At 69.2% G+C, this 20,327-nt stretch carries 12 protein-coding genes; 2 read left to right on the plus strand and 10 right to left on the minus strand.

Annotation, left to right across the window (positions count from 1 at the left end):
- The 8 genes from DLJ59_RS15505 to DLJ59_RS15540 all read right to left on the minus strand — a co-directional run.
- Positions 1 to 987, minus strand: a 987-nt coding sequence (locus DLJ59_RS15505) for an extracellular catalytic domain type 1 short-chain-length polyhydroxyalkanoate depolymerase (protein ID WP_124773286.1), incomplete at its 3' end; no start/stop codon positions are given.
- Between the two features lie 310 nt (positions 988 to 1,297).
- Positions 1,298 to 3,436 carry an alpha-glucuronidase gene (locus tag DLJ59_RS15510; protein ID WP_244236045.1) on the minus strand — a complete coding sequence of 713 codons (2,139 nt, stop codon included), beginning with the start codon at positions 3,434 to 3,436 and terminating at the stop codon, positions 1,298 to 1,300.
- Positions 3,433 to 5,466, minus strand: a complete 2,034-nt coding sequence (locus DLJ59_RS15515) for a beta-galactosidase (RefSeq protein ID WP_124773288.1) — start codon at positions 5,464 to 5,466, stop codon at positions 3,433 to 3,435. The genes DLJ59_RS15510 and DLJ59_RS15515 overlap by 4 nt, the downstream gene beginning before the upstream one ends.
- Positions 5,463 to 6,152, minus strand: coding sequence for a DUF624 domain-containing protein (locus DLJ59_RS15520; RefSeq protein ID WP_124773290.1), 690 nt, complete (start codon positions 6,150 to 6,152; stop codon positions 5,463 to 5,465). The genes DLJ59_RS15515 and DLJ59_RS15520 overlap by 4 nt, the downstream gene beginning before the upstream one ends.
- Positions 6,153 to 6,234: 82 nt before the next feature.
- Positions 6,235 to 7,872, minus strand: a complete 1,638-nt coding sequence (locus DLJ59_RS15525; RefSeq protein ID WP_124773292.1) for an ABC transporter substrate-binding protein — start codon at positions 7,870 to 7,872, stop codon at positions 6,235 to 6,237.
- Positions 7,873 to 7,925: 53 nt separating this feature from the next.
- Positions 7,926 to 8,837 carry a carbohydrate ABC transporter permease gene (locus tag DLJ59_RS15530; RefSeq protein WP_244236046.1) on the minus strand — a complete coding sequence of 304 codons (912 nt, stop codon included), beginning with the start codon at positions 8,835 to 8,837 and terminating at the stop codon, positions 7,926 to 7,928.
- On the minus strand, positions 8,834 to 9,823 hold the full coding sequence (locus tag DLJ59_RS15535) for an ABC transporter permease (protein ID WP_124773294.1): 990 nt from the start codon (positions 9,821 to 9,823) through the stop codon (positions 8,834 to 8,836). The genes DLJ59_RS15530 and DLJ59_RS15535 overlap by 4 nt, the downstream gene beginning before the upstream one ends.
- Positions 9,824 to 9,834: 11 nt before the next feature.
- Positions 9,835 to 12,210, minus strand: a complete 2,376-nt coding sequence (locus DLJ59_RS15540; protein WP_124773296.1) for a beta-xylosidase/alpha-l-arabinosidase — start codon at positions 12,208 to 12,210, stop codon at positions 9,835 to 9,837.
- Positions 12,211 to 12,529: 319 nt separating this feature from the next.
- On the opposite strand from DLJ59_RS15540, the gene DLJ59_RS15545 reads away from it, so the two are divergent.
- The gene (locus DLJ59_RS15545) at positions 12,530 to 13,567 is read left to right on the plus strand and encodes a LacI family DNA-binding transcriptional regulator (protein WP_124773298.1); all 1,038 of its coding nucleotides are present in this window, start codon (positions 12,530 to 12,532) and stop codon (positions 13,565 to 13,567) included.
- 21 nt (positions 13,568 to 13,588) lie between these two features.
- The gene (locus DLJ59_RS15550; RefSeq protein WP_124773299.1) at positions 13,589 to 14,587 is read left to right on the plus strand and encodes an acetylxylan esterase; all 999 of its coding nucleotides are present in this window, start codon (positions 13,589 to 13,591) and stop codon (positions 14,585 to 14,587) included.
- Positions 14,588 to 14,603: 16 nt separating this feature from the next.
- Here the strand turns inward: DLJ59_RS15550 and DLJ59_RS15555 are convergent, their stop codons facing one another.
- Positions 14,604 to 18,248, minus strand: a complete 3,645-nt coding sequence (locus DLJ59_RS15555) for an nSTAND1 domain-containing NTPase (protein ID WP_124773301.1) — start codon at positions 18,246 to 18,248, stop codon at positions 14,604 to 14,606.
- Between the two features lie 456 nt (positions 18,249 to 18,704).
- Positions 18,705 to 20,063: a glycoside hydrolase family 10 protein gene (locus tag DLJ59_RS15560; protein WP_124773303.1), complete on the minus strand. Its 1,359-nt coding sequence runs from the start codon at positions 20,061 to 20,063 to the stop codon at positions 18,705 to 18,707.
- Positions 20,064 to 20,327 lie beyond the last annotated feature (264 nt).

A 20,327-nucleotide genomic window follows, 5' to 3' on the forward strand; every position in this document is an offset into this window, starting at 1 on the left:
GTTCCAGGCGTTGACCGTGTAGCCGACCCGGCAGGCCCCCTCGGTCGGCGGCGGGGTCGTCGGCGGTGCGGTGCCGTCCAGGCCGAAGAAGCGGATCACCTGCGCGGCGTCGACCGGCAGGTTGTGCGTGACACCCTGCATGCTGATCGCCTCGACCGGCGCCATCGTGCCGCTGCTGCCGTACCGGGTCCGGGTGTAGCCCGACTGCGGGGAGTCGGTGTACGTCGGGGTCTGGCTCAGCCCGTGCACGTTGGTCCACTGCTTGACCTGCTCACCGAAATTCGGATAGCGCAGCGTCTCGTCGTTGGTGCCGTGCCAGATCTGCATTCGGGGCCGCTGCCCGGTGTAGCCGGGGTACGCCTCCCGAACCAGGTCACCCCACTGTTGCGCGGTCCGGATGAGCTGCCCGTTCGCGCACTGGCTGTTCCACTCGGAGGTGCCGCCGGTGGCGAAACAGGCGAACGGCACCCCGGCGAACGAGGCGCCCGCCGCGAACACGTCCGGGTAGACGCCCAGCATGACGTTGGTCATCATCGCGCCGGAGGAGGTGCCGGTGGCGAAGATCCGCGCCGGGTCGGCGGCGTAGCGCTGCCGCACGTAGTCGACCATGGACATGAGCCCGACCGGGTCACTGCCGCCGCCACGGCGTAACGCCTGCGGCGAGTACACGTCCCAGCACTTACTGCTGCGGGTCGCCGACGGGTAGATCACGATGAACCCGTACCGGTCCGCGAGGGATGCGTACTGGGTGCCCGAGTGGAACGCGGGGCCCGTCCCGGTGCAGTAGTGCATCGCCAGGAGAATCGCCGGTCGGGTCGCCACCCGGTCCGGGACGTACAGGTGCATCTGCAGGTTGGTGGGGTTGGTGCCGAAGTTGGTCACCTGCGTGAGCGTCGCCGCCGACGCGGGGGTGGCGAACGTCAGCGCGGTGGCGGCCAGCGTCACGGCCGCCATGACGACGCCAAGCGTTCTCGTCTTCAGTGTCATCGTCGCGATCCCTTGCGAAAAAGGCGCGTGGAAGGGGACTTAAGTCGAGGACTGCCCTTCGCCCGACCTTGACCGCGGCTCGCGTGACCATGTCAGCTTCAATCGAGAGCACTCGATTGTCAAGACTTCCGGAAACCTTTCGCTGCAACGGTTTTGCCGGCCACCTGCACTTGCATCGGCATTGACGGGCATAATCAGGGGTGATAGGTGCCGAGAAATTACCGGGACGTTTTCGGAACATGCCAGGCCGCCACTGAGCACGGCACGAGGGGCAGCCCGACCGGATGGCCGGGCCGCCCGTCTCCGCCGCTCAGTAGATGTCCCGCCCTCGCTCGTCCGGCACCCCGGACTTGCGGAAGAAGTACGTGTTGATCTGGTCGCGCCACTCGGTGGCGCACCGCACCTGCTCATCGAGGCGTTCGGCGACCCGCTGGTACACGCTCGGGTCGATCATGCCGTTCAGCCTCTGCCACCTCCGTCGCATCGCCGTCACCTCCTCCACCCCCGCGAAGTGGGTGTCGTAGATGTGCTGGATGACGGTCGAGCCGCTGTGCAGCACATGCCCGTACGGCACGTGGTGGAAGAAGAGCAGCAGCTCGTCGGGGCAGCTCTCGGGTGACTCGTACACCTGCGCCCAGTACGGCGGGTACTGGCCGGTGAAGCCGGTGCCCGACGCGCGGCTGCGGTCCACACCGACACCGTCGCGGTCGGCGAAGTGGTAGGTGCCCCACCGCGTGTACTCGTACCCGTCGACGCCGGGACCGTAGTGGTCGCCAGGGTTGACCATGAAGCCGACGCCCAGCGGGGCGGTGTAGCGCTCATAGGTGCGCCACGAGTCGTCCATGATCTCGTGCAGGGTCCGCCGCACCAGCTCCGCGTCGGCGGTCGCCGACGGCGGGAAGGTCAGCGTGATCCACTCGTCGAGGATCTCCGTCGGGTCCCGCCGAGGGTCCCAGGCCAGCCGACCGAACGTGTACAGGTTGGCCTGTGCCAACGGATGCCCGGTCCAGAAGAGGTCGTCGCCGACGTTGGCGACCGCGACCAGCCCGCCGCCCGCCGCCGCCTCGCCCGTGATCACGTCGGCGATCGTCCGCCCACCCGGCCCCCAGGGCGCGAAGCGCAGCACCTCACTCCACCATGGGCCGAGGTGGCAGACGTGCCGCTGCTGGCCGGTGTACTCCTGGGTGACCTGCAACTCCACCGCCAGCCGGGTCGCCGGCATCGCGGCGAGCACCGGTGAGACCGGCTCACGCGTCTGGAAGTCCACCGGACCGAACTTCACCTGGACGACCACGTTGGTGCGGAAGCGCCCGTCGAGCGGGGCGAAATGATCGTAGGCGGCCCGCGCCCGGTCGGTGGACCGGTCCCGCCAGTCCTGGTGGTGGTTGTAGACGAACGCCCGCCAGTGCACCACTCCCCCGTGTGGGGCGAGCGCCTCCGCCAGCAGGTTCGCGCCGTCGGCATGGTCACGGCCGTACGTGAACGGGCCGGGTTGCCCCTCCGAGTCGGCCTTCACCAGGTAACCACCGAAGTCCGGGATGCGGTCGTACACCCGCCGGGTGGTCGCGGCCCACCAGAGCCGCACCTTCTCGTCCAGCGGGTCGGCGGTCGGCAGACCACCGAGGATCACCGGCGCGGCGAAGCTGACCGACAGGTGCACCCGGATGCCGTACGGGCGCAGCGCGTCAGCGATCTCGGCCACGTCGCCGAGCCGTTCGGTGAGCAGCAGCGCCTCCGTGTGGGCCACGTTGACGTTGTTCACCGAGATCGCGTTGACCCCACAGGAGGCCAGCAGCCGCCCGTACTCCCGTACCCGGGCCAGGTCGCCGCGTGAACGGCCGTCCTGCCAGAAGATCGAGCCGCCCGCGTACCCCCGTTCGACCTGGCCCATCACCGGGTGCGCCGCCACGTTGTCCCAGTGGTTCAGCATTCGCCGGCGCAGCGCCGGCCGGTGCCGCTCCGCAGGGCGGGTCGGGTCGAAGGCCGCCGCGCAGAGCCGGACCACGTGGAAGAGCCCGTACAGCAGGCCGGCCGGCGCGTCGGACAGCACCACTGTCACGTCACCGGCCCGCGCCAACACGAAACCCTCGTCGCCGAGCGTGCCGTCGTCGCCCAGCTCGGCCAGCGCCGCCTCGCCGGCTGCACGCGCCGCCTCCACCGCCGGGTTGGGCAGCTCATCGGCGCCCCGCAGGGCGAGCACCAGGTCGACGTCGACGTTCCACGACGGGGAATGCCACACCAGCCCGCCGTAACGCGCGCAGGCGCGTGAGACCTCGTCGAGGACGGTGTCGATGAGCAACCCCTCGCCGTGCAGGAGGATGCGGCGCGCGCCGAGCGACCGGAACGCCTCCGGGGGCAGCCAGGCCGGGTGGACGCGCGGCCCCTCACCTTCCATCGGCTCCTCGACGAACATCAACTGCTCCAAGTCCACCGACTCTTCGGCGTTCACCGGTCCTCCTTCAGCACGACAACCCCGTACGCCGGCAGCCGCAGGATGGCGCCGGCTGCCGTGCGGTCACCGGTGAGCAGGTCGACGCCGCCGGTCCGGGCGGTCACCTCGACCGGCTCGGCGCGGTGGTTGAGCAGAAACAGCAGCCGCGACCCGTCCGCCGCGACCCGGACGGCGGATTCCAGGTCCGGTACGTCCGGGTAGGGCCCGAGCAGGTCGTGCCGGTCGAGCACCCGCCGCACCACCCAGGACACCCCGGCCTGGTCCAGGCCGGCGGCCACGTACCAGCCGTCGCCCGCGCCGAAGGAGTTGCGGGTCACCGCCGGGGTGCCCGCGTAGAAATCGGCTTGGTAGGTGCCGATGATCTGCGCACCCTGCGGAATTACCAGCTCGAACAGCAACCGCGCGGCGACGTCGACCTGGTCCGCGCCGTCACCGAGGCGGACCGGGTTGACCACCTCCGGGCCACGCGCGTCCCACTCGTCGACCCGGACACCCATGAGCTGCCCGAGCGGGCCCGGCACGTCCATCAGGAAAGCCTGGTCGTTCTCATCCACCCGGCCGGACAGGTAGGTGGTCAGCACCGACCCGCCGCGCGCCGCCACCGCCTCCAGATGCTGGGGCAGGTCACCCTTGATCAGATGCAGGGCCGGGGCGACGACCACGTCGTAGCGGGACAGGTCGGCGGTCACCGCAACGACGTCCAGGTCCACGCCGGCGTCCCAGAGTGCCCGGTGGTACGCGAGCACGACCTGTTGATAGCGGACCAGCCGGGACGGGCCGTCGGACAGCTCCAACGCCCACCAACTGTCCCAGTCGAACAGCAACGCCACCCGGGCCGGGGTCCGTGTGCCCAGGGACGCCGGGCCAAGCCGTTCCAGTTCGGTGCCCAGCTCGGCGACCTCCCGGAACACCCGGGTGTCGGAGCGACCGGCGTGGCCGATGACCGCGCCGTGGTATTTCTCGCTGGCCCCGCGGGAGGCGCGCAGCTGGAAGAAGAGCACCGCGTCGGCGCCGTGCGCCACGGCCTGCCAGCTCCACAGCCGCATGAGACCGGGGCGCTTCAACGGATTGACGTCGCGACAGGCGGTGCAGCTCGGGGTCTGTTCCATCAGCCAGAACGGCTGGCCGTCCTTGAGCCCGCGCATCAGGTCGTGGGTCAGCGCCATCCGGGCGGCTGACTCGTCGTCGGGCGGGTAGTTGTCCCAGGAGACGAAGTCCAGGTGTGCGGCCCAGCGGTGGTAGTCGATCGGCCGGTACATGCCCATGAAGTTCGTGGTCACCGGCAGCGTCGGGCTGGACTCCCGAATGGCGGCCTTCTCGTCGCGGAAGTTGGTCAGCATCGCGTCGGAGGTGAACCGCAGGTAGTCCAGGGTGATGCCCGGGAACGCGGTGTGGTCGGGGCCGCGCCAGTGCTCGGTCAGCGCCGACGGTGGTTCGATCTCGTCCCAAGCTGTGAAGGTGTGCGACCAGAAGGTGGTGTACCAGGCCTCGTTCACCTCGTCGAGAGTGCCGTAGCGGTGGCGCAGCCAGTCGCGGAAACCGGCCGCGCACAGCGCGCAGTAGCAGGCGCCGCCGTACTCGTTGCCGACGTGCCAGGCGAGCACCGCCGGGGTGTCGGCGTAGCGACGGGCGACCCGGCGGGCCAGCTCGGTCGAGAGCCGGCGGAACACCGGTGAGCTCGGGCAGGAGTTGTGCCGCTGACCGAACCGGTGCTTGCGGCCCTCGAAGTCGGTTCGGGTCACCTCGGGGTACGCCTTCGCCAGCCACGGCGGGTGGGCGCCGGTGCCGGTGGCCAGACAGATCCCGCGCCCTTCGGCACTGGCCCGCTCGACGACCCTGTCCAGCATCGCGAAGTCGTAGGTGTCCTCGGCGGGCTGGGTGAGCGCCCAGTCGAACACGCCGAGGGTGACCAGGTCGATCCGCGCGTTGTCGAAGAGCCGGTAGTCCTGCTTCCACACGTCCTCGGGCCACTGTTCCGGGTTGTAGTCGCCCCCGAAGGGCACCTTGGCGCTGAGGGGCAGGCTCATCTGGTGAACTCCTTCCGGATCAGGTGGATCATCGGGTCGCTGTTGCGCAGGAACGCCAGGACCGCGATCGACGCGAGCAGCATCAGGACCGCCTCGGAGAAGACCGCCGTGATCCCGGCCGCCGCGGCCAACAGCAGGGCGTTACCGACGGGAACACCAGGGGTACGCACGAGGAAGTGCACGGCCAGCCGGAGCGAGTCCCGGGTGCGGAAGTCGAACAGCGAGGTGATCACCAGAGCGTTGGCCGCGCAGAGGGTCACCGCCACCCCGATCAGCACCAGCGGCACCGCCCACCAGCTCGAAAGGCCAACCGCACCGGAGTAGGCGAGGTTCACGGCGAGCACGGTCAGCCACAGCAGCGTCGGCACCCAGATGCGCAGCACACCGGTCAGGTTCGCTCGGTAGCCACGCCAGAACAGGGTGGCCGGGCGCAGGTCGGTCAGGTCGGCTCGCTGGTGGCGCAGGGCGTACAGGGCGGCGGAGATCGCCGGGCCGACCGGCACCAGGAGGAGCGCGGCCAGCGGCAGGTTGCTGGGGTCGCGGCCCAGCACCAGCAGCGGAAGCAGGCCGGGCACTGTGGTGAGCAGCAGGAGCAGCTCGACCACGAGCAGGATGTAGACGCGCGAGCTGATCCGCGACAGTGGTCCGTCGCCGAACTGTCGCCACGTCTGGCTCGCGCCACTCACCATCGTTCCCTCTGGTCGTTCGGCCGGTGGTCACCGCAGGGTCCGGTCGGGCCGCGACTGGCCGCCCGACCGGACCCCGCTGTCAGCCGTTGTCCTTCTGGAACCGCTCGTACGCCTTGTTGACCAGCTCGATGTACTGGTCGGAGTTCTTGGCCTTCAGTTCGGCCACGTACGCGTCCCACTCGCTGAGCGGGCGCTGGCCCAGGGCGAACTTCAGGGTGTTCTGGGTGACGAAGTCCTTCAGCGGGGTCTCCCAGAGCGACACCTGCTCCCGCTCCTCGTCGGTCAACGGGGCGGGCGGGGGCACCACCCGCGGCTTGCGGGCGTCCATCACCTTCTGGAACTCCAGTTCCTCCGGGGAGAAGAACCCGCGGACCAGGTCGGGGCTGCCGCCGTAGGCGAAGACGCCGTTCTGGAAGCCGAAGTCCTTCTGCAGGTGCTTGGGCGCCTTCGGGTTGAGGCCGAGGAAGTCGACGCCGGGGTTGAGCGTCCGCTTGCCGGACGCGTCCGTGGTGAAGGTGGTGCCCTCGACGCCCCAGCGGGCGAACTCCAGGCCCGCGTCGGAATACCAGAGCCAGTCGATGAACTGCATCATGGCCACGAAGTTCTTGCTCTCCCGGGCCTTCGAGGAGATCATGATGCCGTTCTCCAACCGGGGGAACGGGTTGATCTCACCGGCCGGGCCGATCGGCAGCGGGATCTTGGCCATCTTCGCGTTCGGCAGGGTCTTGGCCAGGTCGGGCCGGTGGTTGTTGACCAGGGTCTGCGCGTTACCGGTGACCACGAAGGACTTGCCGTTGGCGAGCTTCTGGCGGGCCTGGTCGTCGGTCTGGGTGAAGCTCTCCGGGTCGAGCAGGCCCTCGGCGACGAGCTTGTGCAGGTAGGTGACCATCTGCTTGTACTGCTCGGAGGCGCCGGTGTAGGTGAACTTCTTCGCCGTCGGGTCCCAGGTGGCGTGCTGGTAGTCCCAGCCGGCCTGGGTGCCGTGGGCGGAGCCGAGGATGTTCAGCAGGGCGCCGGTCGGGTTCGGCTTGCTGAACAGGTCGGAGTACGGGTAGACGTTGGGGTACTTCGCCTTCATCGCCTTGAGTACGGTGTACAGCTCGTCCCAGGTCTTCGGGACGGCGAGCTTCAGCTCCTCCATGATGTCGGTGCGTACCAGCACCGTGTAGTCCTGGGTGGGCTTCTCGTGGACGCCGGGCAGCAGGTAGAACTTACCGTCGGACTGCCGCAGGTTGTCGATCTCCGGCTGGAGGTTCCACTTGGCGATCTTGTCCTTGAGGTTGGGCATCAGGTCCAGGTAGTCGCTCACCGGGAGGATCGCCCCGGAGGAGACGAAGGCGTTCTCCTGCGGGTGGTACGTCTTCGGGATGATCAGCGGGGCGTCGCCGGCGCCGATCAGCAGGCTGCGCTTCTGCTCGTAGTCGCTCAGCGGCACGGCCACCGGCTCGATCTTGACGTTGGTCCGCTTGGTGAGTTCCGACCAGAACAGCCAGTCTTCCTTGAGCGGGTAGAACGTGTGGTTGTTGTAGAGGGTGGAAAACGAGAGCGCCTCGGTGGCCTTGAACTGGTCGCCGATGCCGTAGCTGGCCATCGCGCCGACCCGGTTCTCCGAGAGGTCCGTCGACTCACCGGGGTCCTCGGAACAGGCGGTGGTAAGGGAGAGCGCGAGCAGACCCGCGGTGGCTATCGCCACCCGGCGCCACGTCTTGTGGAGCATGGCTCGTCCTTTCAATGGTGGGGTTCGGAGGTGCAGCGGAGCGGCGCTCGCCGTCATCCCTTGACCGCGCCGAGCATCACGCCGCGGACGAAGTACCGCTGAACGAAGGGGTAGACCGCCAGGATCGGCAGGGTGGTGAGCACGATCGTCACGGCCTGGAGGGTTGCCGCGGCCTGCACGACGTCGGCGGCGGCGGCGCCGGACTGCTGTGCGTCAGTGGCGCCCGCGATGAGATTGCGGAGGTACACGGTGACCGGCAGCAGATCCTGCCGGTCGATGTAGAGGAACGCGGTGAACCACGAGTTCCAGAAGGAGACCGCGTAGAAGAGCACCATCGTCGCGATGATCGCCTTCGACAGCGGCAACACGATCCGCAGCAGGGTCCCGTAGGTGTTCAGGCCGTCGACGGCCGCGGCCTCCTCCAACTCGCTCGGCAGACTCTCGAAGAACGCCTTCATGACCAACAGGTTGAACACGCTGATGGCGTTGGGGACCACCACGGCCCAGATGGTGTTCTTCATCCCCAGGCTGGTAACCAGCACGTAGTTGGGAATCAGGCCGCCCGAGAAGAACATGGTGAACAGCGCGACACCGATGAGAAAGGTGCGCCCCTTGAGCTGCGGCTTGGACAGCACGTAGGCGTAACAGGTGGTCAGCACGATCGAGATGAGCGTGGCGACCACGGTGTACACCACCGTGTTGCGGTAGTTCGTCCAGAACAACGCGTCCGACATCAGCAGCTTGTACGCGGTCAGGTCGAACCCGCGCGGGACGATGGTCACCTTCCCGGCGATGATGTACGCCTCTTCGCTGAGTGACCGGGCCACGATGTTGAGGAACGGGTACAGCGTCACCACCACGACGCCGATCAGGACGACCGTGTTGACGACTCGGAAGACCCGGTAACCCCGGCTGTCATCCGGCCCGCGGGTCTTCGGGGCGTCGGTTTTCGTACCGAGGATCACCACAGGCTCGTCCCCACCGTGCGCCGGGAGATGACGTTCGCCGACAGGACGAGGACCAGCCCGATCACCGCCTCGAAGAGGCCGATGGCGGCCGCGTAGCTGAAGTTGCTCGACTGAAAGCCCATCCGGAACAGATAGGTGGAGACCACGTCGGCGGTCGGGTACGTCAACGGGTTGTAGAGCAGCAGGATCTTCTCGAACCCGACCGCCAGGAAGCTGCCGATGTTGAGGATCAGCAACGTCACCATCGTCGGACGGATGCCGGGCAACGTGACGTGCCAGGTCTGGCGCAGCCGGCCGGCGCCGTCGATGCGGGCGGCCTCGTACAGGTCCTCGTCGATGGTGGTGAGGGCGGCGAGGTAGAGGATCGTGCCCCAGCCGACGGTCTGCCAGACCTCGGACGAGACGTAGATGCTGCGGAACCACTCCGGTCTCTGCAGGAACGCCACCGGGTCGCCGCCGAACAGCCGGACGAGTTGGTTGGCCGTGCCCTCGATCGAGGTCAGCTGCATGACCATCGCCGCCACGATCACGATCGACAGGAAGTGCGGCAGGTAGGAAACGGACTGGACGAACCGCTTGAAGCGGCGGGCCCGGACCTCGTTGAGCAGCAGCGCCAACACGATGGGCAGCGGGAAGCAGAACAGCAGGGTCAGCGTCCCGAGCACCAGGGTGTTGGTGAACACCTCCCAGAACGTCGGGTCGGTGAGGAACATCCGGAAGTAGCGCAGCCCGACCCAGTACTCACCGAAGATGCTGCCGCCCGGTTTGAACCGACGGAAGGCGATGATGTTGCCGAGCATCGGCAGATACCGGAAGACCAGGAAGAACAGCAGCGGCAGAATGGCGAGGGAGTAGAGCTGCCAGTCCCGGCGCAGTGCCTGTCGCCAACTGCGACCGCGTCGTGGCGAGCGCGGGGCAGGGCTCAGCGCCTCCTGCGGTGAACGCGGCGGCGCCGGCGGCGGTGGCCGCAGGGTGGATGTCATCCTCGACCCTCCTATGCCGACTGTGGAACAGCCACGAGGGGCTCGACCCGCACCGAGGTGAGCAGTTCCCGCTCGTAGCCGACCTGGCGCTCGGCGCCGACCAGCCGCAGCCGCAGGGTCGCCGCCACGTCGCCGCTCGATCGGCCGAAGCGCAGCTCGACGTCACCGGGCTCGACGATCCGCTGGCCGGCCAGCCCGGTGAACGACGCCACGTCGGCCGGTACGCCGAACGTCACGTGTGCCGCCTCGCCGGGCGCCAACGGCAGTCGGGTGTAGCCGATCAGCCGGACCACCGGACGAGTGGTCTGCGCGACCGGGTCGTGCAGGTAGAGCTGCACGACCTCGGTGCCGGCCCGCGCACCGGTGTTGGCGACGGTGATCCGTACCCGCACCTCGCCGTCGACCGGCCAGGTCGCCGGTTCGCCGCCGGTCTCGTTCGCCGGATGGAGCACCGTCGCGTCGGACCACTCGAAGGTGGTGTAGCTCAGACCGTGGCCGAACGGGTACGCCGGCGTCGGGTCGATCGAGGAGACCTTGTTGCGCCGACCGAGCGGTGGCGTCAGGTAGGTGTTCGGCAGCCCGCCGGCGTCGCGGGGAACGCTGACCGGCAACCGTCCGGAGGGGTTCACCGCGCCGGTGAGCACCTCGGCGAGCGCCTGCCCACCGAGCTGGCCGAGGAAGAACGCCTGCACCACTGCCGCCGCGCCGTCGAACTCCGGGCCGAGCGCGTAGGGGCGGCCGGTCATCAGCACCAGGACGACCGGGGTGCCGGTGGCGAGGACAGCGCGGACGAGGTCGGCCTGCACGCCGGGGAGTCGCAGGTCGGCGGCGTCGCAGCCCTCACCGGAGGTGCCCCGGCCGAACATTCCCGCCCGGTCGCCGACGGCCAGCACGCACACGTCGGCGGCGGCAGCCGCGGCGACCGCGGCCGGGATAGCCGAGGTGTCCTCGCCGGTGATGGCGCATCCCGGCTCGTGGGTGAGCATCGGGACGCGCCGGGCCAACTCGTCGCGCAGCGTGGGGATCTCCAGGCCGAGCCCGAACTCGCTGTGGTTGACGCCCACGTGGTTGGGGAACGAGTAGCAGCCGAGCATGGACATCGGGTCGTCGGCGGCCGGGCCGACCAGGGCGACCCGGCTGCCCAGGGGCAGCGGGAGGAGACCGGTGTTGCGCAGCAGGACGACGGACTCCCGGGCCAGGCGTACGGCGATCTCCTGGCTGGCCTCGTCGTCGAGGCGCAGGGACGCCACGTCGTCGGGCAGCGCCTGCCAGCCCTCGTCGAGCAGGCCGACCTCGACCTTCTGGATCAGCACCCGACGCAGCGCGCGGTCGATCAGCGCCTCGTCGACGTCGCCGCGGCGGACCGCCTCCACCAGCGGTTCGCCGAAGGCGTCGCCCGTGGGCAGCTCGACGTCGATCCCCGCCCGCAGGGCGAGCCGGGCCGCGTCGGCGGCGTCCCCGGCGACGCCGTGCAGGGTCTGCAGGAACCGTACGGCGAAGTAGTCGGCCACCACGGTGCCGGCGAAGCCCCACTCGTCGCGCAACAGCCCGGTCAGCAGCCCCTGGTCCGCCGCGACGGGCAGGCCGTCGATCTCGGCGTAGGAGTTCATCACCGAGCGGGCGCCACCGAGGCGCAGCGCCATCTCGAACGGCGGCAGGATGACATCGGCCAGCTCGCGGCGGCCCATCGGCACCGGCGCCTGGTTTCGTCCGCCCCGGGAGGCGGAGTAGCCGGCGAAGTGCTTCAGCGTGGCCACCACGCCGGCCCGCTCCAGGCCCCGCACGTATGCGGCTCCGGTCGTCCCGACCAGGTAGGGGTCCTCGCCGATCGTCTCCTCGGTGCGGCCCCAGCGGTAGTCGCGGGTGACGTCCAGGACCGGGGCGAGGCCCTGGTGCACACCGGCGGCGCGCATCGACCGCCCGATCCGGTCGGCCATCGCCTCGACCAGCTCGGGGTTGAAGGACGCGCCCCAGCTGAGCGGAGTCGGGTAGACGGTGGCCCGCCACGCCGCGAACCCGGTGAGGCACTCCTCGTGCACCTGGGCGGGAATGCCGAACCGACTGGCCGCCACGATCTGCGCCTGCGAGGCCGCCAGCGACCGGGCGCCGAGCACCGGGTCGACCGGTGCGGTGCCGAATGGGCGGGTGAGCTGGCCCAACCCGTACTGGATGACTGTGCTCCACTGCGGCAACTCGCTGATCATGTCCGATTGGTGCGGTGCGACGCCCTCGCCGCTGGCCTCGGCGCCGACCCAGACCCCGACGAGCTGGGCGACCTTCTCTTCGAGGGACATCAACGGCAGGAGCGCGTCGGCCCGCTCGGTCGGCGACAGCCGCTGGTCACGCCACGGCGCGGCGCCGCTGACCCCGAGCGTCTGGCTTCTCATGCCGTTACCCCTTAGCTCCGGCCACATCCCCGTACCCTGTGGAACCAGCTCCGTGGCGGACGTTTTCTCACGATCCGAAACTTTCCGGAAACCTGCGTAACCTTTTCGGCAACCTAAGTGCCGCATCGATGCCTGTCAAGAGTCTCAATCGGACCACCAGGGAGTGTTTCCTGCACACGGTGACTCTCCGATCGGCACTCGGTCGCCGACGAGCCGCGCGGCGGCCCACGAATGGACAAGCTGACTTCGACACCGACTGGCGTGAATGTCTCATCATGTTAAGGTCGGCCGAAACTTTCGGATGTTGTATGAGGCTGCGATGACAGAGCACCGCCCGCTCGGCCCACCCGCCTCCACCACCATCGCGACCATCGCCAACGACGTCGGCGTCTCGGTCGCGACCGTGTCCAAGGTCCTCAACGGCCGCGGCGACGTCGCCCCCGGCACCAGAGCCCGGGTAGAGGCGAGCCTCGACCGCCACCAATATCAGCGCCGCGCCCGACGGCACGTGACCAGCGGCGGTCGGGTGGACCTCGTGTTCCACCAGTTCGACACGGGTTGGGCGATGGAGATCCTGCGCGGCGTCGAGGCGGTGACCTCCGCGGCCGGCATCGGGTTGTCGGTCGCCCACCTCGACGGCGCGCACCGGCCGCCAGCACGATGGCTGGAGGCGTTACTCGCCGACCGCCCGCTGGGTGTGGTGTTCGTCCTCGCCCACCTGGCGGAGGCTCAACAGCAGCACCTGCGGCGGCAGGGCATACCGTTCGTCGTCGTCGACACCGACAGCGCGACCTCGGCCTCCGTGCCCACCGTCGGGTCGAACAACTGGAATGGCGGCCTGCTCGCCGCCCGGCATCTGCTGGAGTTGGGGCACCAACGGATCGCCATCATCTCCGGTCCACCCGATGTGCTGTGCAGCCGCGCCCGCGCCGCCGGCTTCCAGTCGGCCCACGACGAAGCCGGGATGGTGGTCGACCGGGAGCTGATCCGCTACGGCAGTTTCTCCGCCGGTGCCGGGCACGCGCACGGGTTGCAACTGCTCCAGCGACCGGACCGACCCACGGCGATCTTCGCCGGGTCGGACATCCAGGCCATGGGGGTGCTCCGGGCCGCCCGTCAGTGCGGCCTCCGGGTGCCCGAGGACCTTTCGGTGATCGGGTACGACAACCTGCCGGTCTCCGCCTGGACCGACCCGGCCCTCACCACGATCAACCAGCCGTTGCGCGACATGGCCGGCATCGCCACCCAGATGCTGCTCGACCTGACCCGGGGGAACGAGCCGGCGACCAGCCGGATCGACCTGGTGACCGAGCTGGTCGTCCGGGAGAGCACCGCGCCCCCCGCCAACCCGCACTGACCCCGGCCCCTGCGAGGAACCGTGCCCCACTCCACCCTCACCGTCGACGAACTTCAGCGGTACGCACCCGAGGTCGCCGAGCCCGACGACTTCGACGAGTTCTGGCGGGACACGCTCGCCGTGGCAGCCGCCGCGCCGTTGCTCGTCGACGTCCGTCCCGAACCCACCGACCTGCGGCTGCTGGACTCCTGGGACGTCACGTTCGCCGGCTTCGGCGGTGACCCCGTACGCGCCTGGTACACCCGCCCGGCTGGTGTGCGAGAGTCGCTGCCGGCCGTGGTCGAGTACGTCGGCTACGGTCGCGGTCGCGGCCTGCCCCACGAACGGCTGACCTGGCCGGTGGCCGGGTACGCGCACCTGCTGATGGACAACCGGGGCCAGGCGGGGCAGCACGGCGCCGGGGACACCCCCGACCCGCACGGCGCACCCGGCGGGCCCTCGCCGGTCACCTGGGGGGTCCTCGACCCGCGGACCTACCACTACCGCCGCCTGATCACCGACGCGGTCCGCGCGGTCGAGGCGATCCGCGCGCTGCCGGGGGTCGAGGGCGACCGGGTCAGCGTGGTCGGCAACAGCCAGGGTGGCGGCCTCGCCCTGGCGGTGGCCGGCCTCGTCGACGATCTCAGCGCGGTGCTGACCACCGCCCCGTTCCTCTGCGACATGCGCCGGTCCGTCGCGCTCACCGACCTCGCGCCGTACGGCGAGATCGCCCGGTACCTGGCCGTGCACCGGGAGGCCGAGGAAGCGGTGTGGCGCACGTTGTCCTACGTCGACGCGGTGAGCTTCGCCCGCCGGGCGACGGCACCGGCGCAGTTCGGGGTCGGCCGACGCGACCCGGTCTGCCCACCGCGAACCGCCTTCGCCGCCTACAACCACTACGGTGCCGCGAACGGCAGGCCGGTCCCACCCGAACGGGAGATGCACGTCTACCCGTTCAACGGTCATGAGGGCGGCGAGGCCGTCCACGTCCGGCGTCAGCTGCGCTGGCTGGGCTCAGTGCTCCAGCCAGCCCGAGCCTGAGCGGCTCACCTCCGAGTTACGGCTCCAGCAGGCTCTGGACCGGAGCACACGCACGGCAGGGCCAGACGCGTACGGTGCCGTCGTCGTGGGTCGAGACGAGCCGCTCGCCATCGGGGCTGAAGTCGACGGTCTCCACGGAAGCCCCGAATCCCTCGAAGGTCACCGACTGCGCGGCCGTCGAGGCACGCCACAGACGAGCGGTTCCGTCCTTTCCAGAGCTGAGCACCCACTGCCCATCCGGGCTGAACGACACGTGCCAGACGGGGCCCTCGTGTCCTCGCAACACCATCGGGGCGACGCCGCTGGTGAGGGAGTGAATCTGCACTGTGCCGTCGAACCCGGCACTGGCGACCCGTTGTCCGTCCGGGCTGAAGGCCACAGCCCAGACCAATCCCTCGTGACCGGGCAGGAGCAGCGGTTCGGCAGTGCCGAGGGCGTCCCAGATCCGTAGCGTGCCCTCCGCGCCAGCGGTGGCGACCCGCTTACCGTCCGGGCTGAAGGCGGCGTACCGGATCTCTTCGGCGACTCGATGGACCACCGGGCCGCTGTGGCCGGTGAGGTCCCAGATTCGCAGACTCCCGTCGTTGCTGACGCTGGCCAGGCGACGGCCGTCAGGGCTGAAGTCAGCGGTCCACGCCTGCTTCTCGTGCCCGCGAAGCACCACGGGCTCTTTCCTACCGGCGAGGTCCCACACTCGCACACTGCCGTCTCGGCCGCCGGTAGCCACACTCGTCCCGTCCGCGCTGACCGTGAGCCCGTAGACGTCACCGTCATGGCGGCCCAGCACCCGCGACTCGGCCGGCGTGGCCAGGTTCCAGACCCGTACCGTGCCGTCCTCGCCGCCGCTGACCACCCGCTGCCCGTCCGGGGTGAACGCGGCGGACCAGGTGGCCTTCTGGTGACCCCGCAGAATCAGCCGTTCGCTGCCCGGGTCCCAGATCCGTAGCGTGCCATCGTCGGCAGCGCTCACCAACCGGGATCCATCCGGGCTGAACGCCAACGCCCAGACCCGGTTGGTGTGGCCGCGCAGGACCACCGGGTCACCAGCGCCGTTGGCGTTCCAGATCCGTACGGTCAGGTCGTCACTGGTGGTCGCGATCCACTGTTCGTCCGGGCTCAGCGCGAGCCCTTCCACAGTGCCCTCATGCCCACGCAACACCACCGGGGCCGCCGACCCGGTCAGCGGCCACACCCACGCCGTACCATCCGCGCTGGAGCAGGCCAGACGTTTGCCGTCCCGGCTGAAGACCAGTGTCCTGGTGGCCTCGCGCGGCCCGGTGAGAATCGTTCTGGTGGAGCGCCCGGCCAGATCCCAGAGCCGTACCGTCGCGTCGTGGCTGCTGCTGGCCAACTGGCGCCCGTCAGGGCTGAAGGCCACCCCGACCGCGACCTTGCTGTGCCCGCGCAGCACCACCACCGGTCGATCGCCGCCGCGGGCATCCCAGACCCGAACGGTGGTGTCCTCGCCAGCACTGGCGACCAGTCGTCCGTCGGGGCTGAAGGCCACGCCCCACACCGGGCCCTCGTGCCCGCGCAGGATGATGGGCCCACTGGTTCCATCGATCTGCCAGATCCGGACGGTGCCGTCCGAGCCGGCGGTGACCAGCCGTTTCCCGTCCGGGCTGAACATCGGACTCCAGACCTGCCCCTCGGGCCCGCCGGTGAGAGCCAGACTCGGTCCGGAGACGCCGTGCCCGGCCCAGGTCCACACCCGCACCTCGCCGTCGGCCCCGGTGGCCGCCACCCGCCGCCCGTCCGGGCTGAATGCCACACCGAGGGCCTTCTTGCTGCCCATCGGCACGATCGCCTGCAACCGGTCATCGACGACGGCCTGGCGAAGCACCATCTCCGCATCGAGAGTCGGGCGGACGGTCAGCGCGCGTCTGGCGAGGCGCTGCGCCTGTCGCGGATCGATCTGCAGTTGGTTTCCGGCCTCGACCGTCAACTGCCGGGCAACAGCGAGGTCCCGTTCGGCAGCCGCCCGGTTCGCCTGCACCAGTGCCACTGCCGCGAGGACGCTCACCACCACAACGGTCGCCGCGAGGCCGGTCACTGCCACCCGGGTGCGCCGCCGTCGAGCCGCCCGGTGCCGGGCCTCCAGTGCCCGGCTGGTCTCCAGAAAGTCCCGTTCCAGGTCGCTGAGGTCCATCACCTGATGGGCCTCCCAGAGCGCCAACTGGACGCCCCGATACAGGAACCCGTCGACGCGGTGGTGCCGATTCCACTCGGCGGCGGCCTCGGTCAGCCGGCGGTGAGAGCGCAACAGCTCACGATCTTCGGTCAGCCAGCGGCGCAGCCGGGGCCACTCCTGGATCAGGGCCTCATGGGCCACCATGACGCCCTTCTCGTCCGCGGTGACCAGCCGCGCGGCCGTCAATCGACCCAGCACCTCAGCGGCGGCCAGTGGGTCGGCGCCACCCACCAACTCGGCCAGTGGTGCCCGACGCCGGGTGTCCTCGGTGCCGTCACCGAGGGCGGTCAGACGCAGGAAGATGTGCCGTGCCAGCCCTCGCTGTCCCTCATCGAACTGCCCGTAGACCCGTTCGGCGGTACGGGTGATGGCACCGTTCACACCACCCGACTCGCGATAGTGGGCCAGTGTGATCCGCTTGCCCTGCCGCAGGCGCGACGTCTCCAACAGCGCGTGGGACAGCAGCGGCAGCGCACTCGTCTGACCGTCGACATCCGCCACGGCCATCTCCACCAGCGCCGGATCCACCAGTAGCCCGGCGCGCTCGGCGGGGCCGGTGATCGTCCGACGCAGATCCTCGTCGTCCATCGGGCCGATCAGCAGTTGGTGCTCATGGAGAGCGGCCACCAGGGCCGGGTAGGCCGCACACCGACCATAGAAGTCGGCCCGCACTCCCAGCACCACACATGCGCGGGAGACCTCCGTCGCGGCGAGCAGCGCGGCGATGAACGCCGATCGCTCCTCTTCGTCGCGGCAGAGTGTGAAGAGCTCCTCGAACTGGTCCACCACGATGAGCATGTTCGCGACCGATGGACGGGAGTCGAGGATCTGCTCGATTGTCGCGCGGATGCTCAGCGGGTCATCGGTCAGTTGGCGCCGCATCGTGTCACGAGCCAGGTCCTGCTCATTCACGAGCTGAAACGCGAGCTCCTCGACGGGATGTTCGCCGGGGGTCATCAGCACAGTGGCCCAGGCCGGCTGTCCCTTGACGGGCTGCTCGGCCACGGTCGCCAGCAGGCCGGCCCGGAGCAGGGATGACTTGCCCGCACCAGAGGGGGCGAAGACCGCGACGAACCGTAGGCGGGTGAGCATTTCACACAGCTGGGCCACCATGCGTTCGCGTCCGAAGAACCATTCTGAGTCCTCCGGCTGAAACGCCGTCATTCCCCAGTAGGGCCCGCGGCCGAGCCCTGTCTCGACGGACGTCACGGTGGCGATCAATCTGTGCCACCGTTCGGTCCACTCCTCCAGATCGCCGTCACAGGCGGCCACGTACGCCAGTGTCACCTGAAGGCTTGGCACGGTCTCGCCGCTGGCCGCCTTCGCCAGGGTGGTCACCGAGAAGTGCGCGCGCCTGGCGAGTTGGCGGTACGTCGGCGCGCCCGCCTTTGTCCGGAGTTGGCGTAGGTCGAGCGCGAATCGCTCCAGCTCGCCTGCCTGCGGGTCGAGCGGCCGCTCAGGTCTTCCCACGTTGTCCCCCGTCACGGAGTTGTTTGTCAGCCTGGCGACATGATTGGCAAACAATCCATTAGGGACTATATCTAGTTCCGTGATCGCCGATCGGCGAGTGTCGGGAAGCAGCCACGCGTGCGGCGACGTTCGACAACCCAGCGCGACCGGCGGCACGGAGGAGGACTGGAGGGGATGCATGATGCACGCCAGAAACGGCGTCGGCGCTGTCACCTGCGGCACTGATGGTCGTCCTGGGTTCGGGGGGTGTCACGCTATCCCGAATAGACGGGGAGGTCCCTATTCAATTACGCAATTGATTGGTAGCTCAGGATTCGTCAACTCTGTCAGCGTTCGAGCAAGGCCGGCATAAAGCCCCCGCTGGGCGGCTGCTTGGCCAGCCGTCGGAAGCCGGCCAGACACGCTGATGGGGCGGCGACGGGATTCCGTCGCCGCCCCATCAGGATGCGGACTTGATCAGGAGGCGGTGCAGGATTGCACCACCGGGCGGTTCCAGTTGCCGTTGGCCATGGTGGTGAAGCCGAAGACGTTGCCGCTGCCGTTCGACCGCATGGTCATGACGTTTCCGCTGGTGTCCCAGCTCGGGCTGCCGCTCCAGGTGCTGGACACCTTCTGGGGTGGGGTGACGGCGACCACGACGGTCCAGTTGCTCGCTCCACTGACGGTGACCGAACTGTTGAACCGGTCGCCCCACCGGGTGCCGTCCTGCAGGGTCGCGGTGCAGCTGCCGCTGGGCGGGGTGGTCGGCGGAGTGGTGGTCGGCGGGTCGGTGGGCGCGGTGCCGTTGTTCAACGCGGCGAGAACCGCGTCGTACGCCGCCTTCTTCTGACCACTGCTGTTGAACAGCAGCGGGGTCTGCGACGCCCGCCACGAGTCACTGTCCCGGATGCCCCACACCGTGACCCCGTTGCAGCGGGCCACCGCCAGGCAGTCCTCCACCACGCTGCGGTAGGTGTTCGCCGGTGCACCCTGGATGTCCAACTCGGTCACCTGAACATCGACGCCCAGCGCCGCGAAGCTCGACAGCGTGGTGCGGTAGTTGCTCACGTACGGGGAGTCGTTGTTGAAGTGCGACTGGAACCCCACACAGTCGATCGGCACACCACGAGACTTGAAGTCGCGCACCATGTTGTAGACGCCCTGCGTCTTGGCGTGCGTCCAGTTGTCGGTGTTGTAGTCGTTGTAGCAGAGCTTCGCACCCGGATCCGCGGCCCGCGCCGCCCGGAACGCCGCCTCAATCCAGTCGTTCCCCGTGCGCTGCAAATTCGAGTCACGACGCGCACCCGAACTACCGTCCGCGAACGCCTCGTTGACCACGTCCCACGCCACGACCTGACCCCGGAAGTGCGTGGCCACCTGCGTCACGTGGTTCAGCATCGCCGACCGCAGCGCGCTCCCACTCATGCTCTCCATCCACGGCGGCTGCTGCGAGTGCCACGCCAGCGTGTGCCCCCGCACGCTCATCCCCCGACTGCGCGCGTGATTGACGATCTGATCCGCCGCCCCGTAACTGAACCGACCCTGCTGCGGCTCGGTCGCGTCGATCTTCATCTCGTTCTCGGGCGTCACCATGTTGAACTCACGGTTCAAAATCGTCGAGTACGTGCTGTCGGACAGCCTGCTCGCGGCCACCGCCGTACCGAAATAGCGCCCCTTCTCGGCGGCGGACGCGCCCAGTGTCGTACCGGCGCTCGCCGTGCCCGGCAGGAACGCGGCGCTGGTTGCGGCGAGCAGAGCCGCGGCGGCGAGGCCGACCGCCGTACGCGCTCGGGGGCCGAACCGTGGGCGGGTGTCCTCTTGGCACCGTTCGATCATGTCTCTTCCTTCCGTGGAACCCGGGGCGGAACACGCACACCCCTGCGGTGGTGGGGTGCCGGGTCACGACCAGCGCGGGAGTGCGCCCGGGAAGAGGCACACAACCTTGGTCATCGACCTCAGTGGATGTGGAGTATGTCAGCGCCACTGATCGACAAGCAAGAATTTCCGGAAGGATTGCGAGAATTGTTTCGGGCCCGCTACCGGAGCAGGACATGGCTGCCCAGGCCACGTGTCATCAGGAGCTGACAGCGGTGCGCTGTC

The sequence above is a fragment of the Micromonospora inaquosa genome (assembly GCF_003857055.1).
GTDB classification, from domain to species: domain Bacteria; phylum Actinomycetota; class Actinomycetes; order Mycobacteriales; family Micromonosporaceae; genus Micromonospora; species Micromonospora inaquosa.

What these genes read in the sequence shown, in the direction of transcription:
- DLJ59_RS15535 (WP_124773294.1), bottom strand. Translation starts at nt 9,823, where the DNA reads ATGACATCCACCCTGCGGCCACCGCCGCCGGCGCCGCCGCGTTCACCG.
- DLJ59_RS15560 (WP_124773303.1), bottom strand. Translation starts at nt 20,063, where the DNA reads ATGATCGAACGGTGCCAAGAGGACACCCGCCCACGGTTCGGCCCCCGA.
- DLJ59_RS15515 (WP_124773288.1), bottom strand. Translation starts at nt 5,466, where the DNA reads ATGAGCCTGCCCCTCAGCGCCAAGGTGCCCTTCGGGGGCGACTACAAC.
- DLJ59_RS15540 (WP_124773296.1), bottom strand. Translation starts at nt 12,210, where the DNA reads ATGAGAAGCCAGACGCTCGGGGTCAGCGGCGCCGCGCCGTGGCGTGAC.
- DLJ59_RS15545 (WP_124773298.1), top strand. Translation starts at nt 12,530, where the DNA reads ATGACAGAGCACCGCCCGCTCGGCCCACCCGCCTCCACCACCATCGCG.
- DLJ59_RS15525 (WP_124773292.1), bottom strand. Translation starts at nt 7,872, where the DNA reads ATGCTCCACAAGACGTGGCGCCGGGTGGCGATAGCCACCGCGGGTCTG.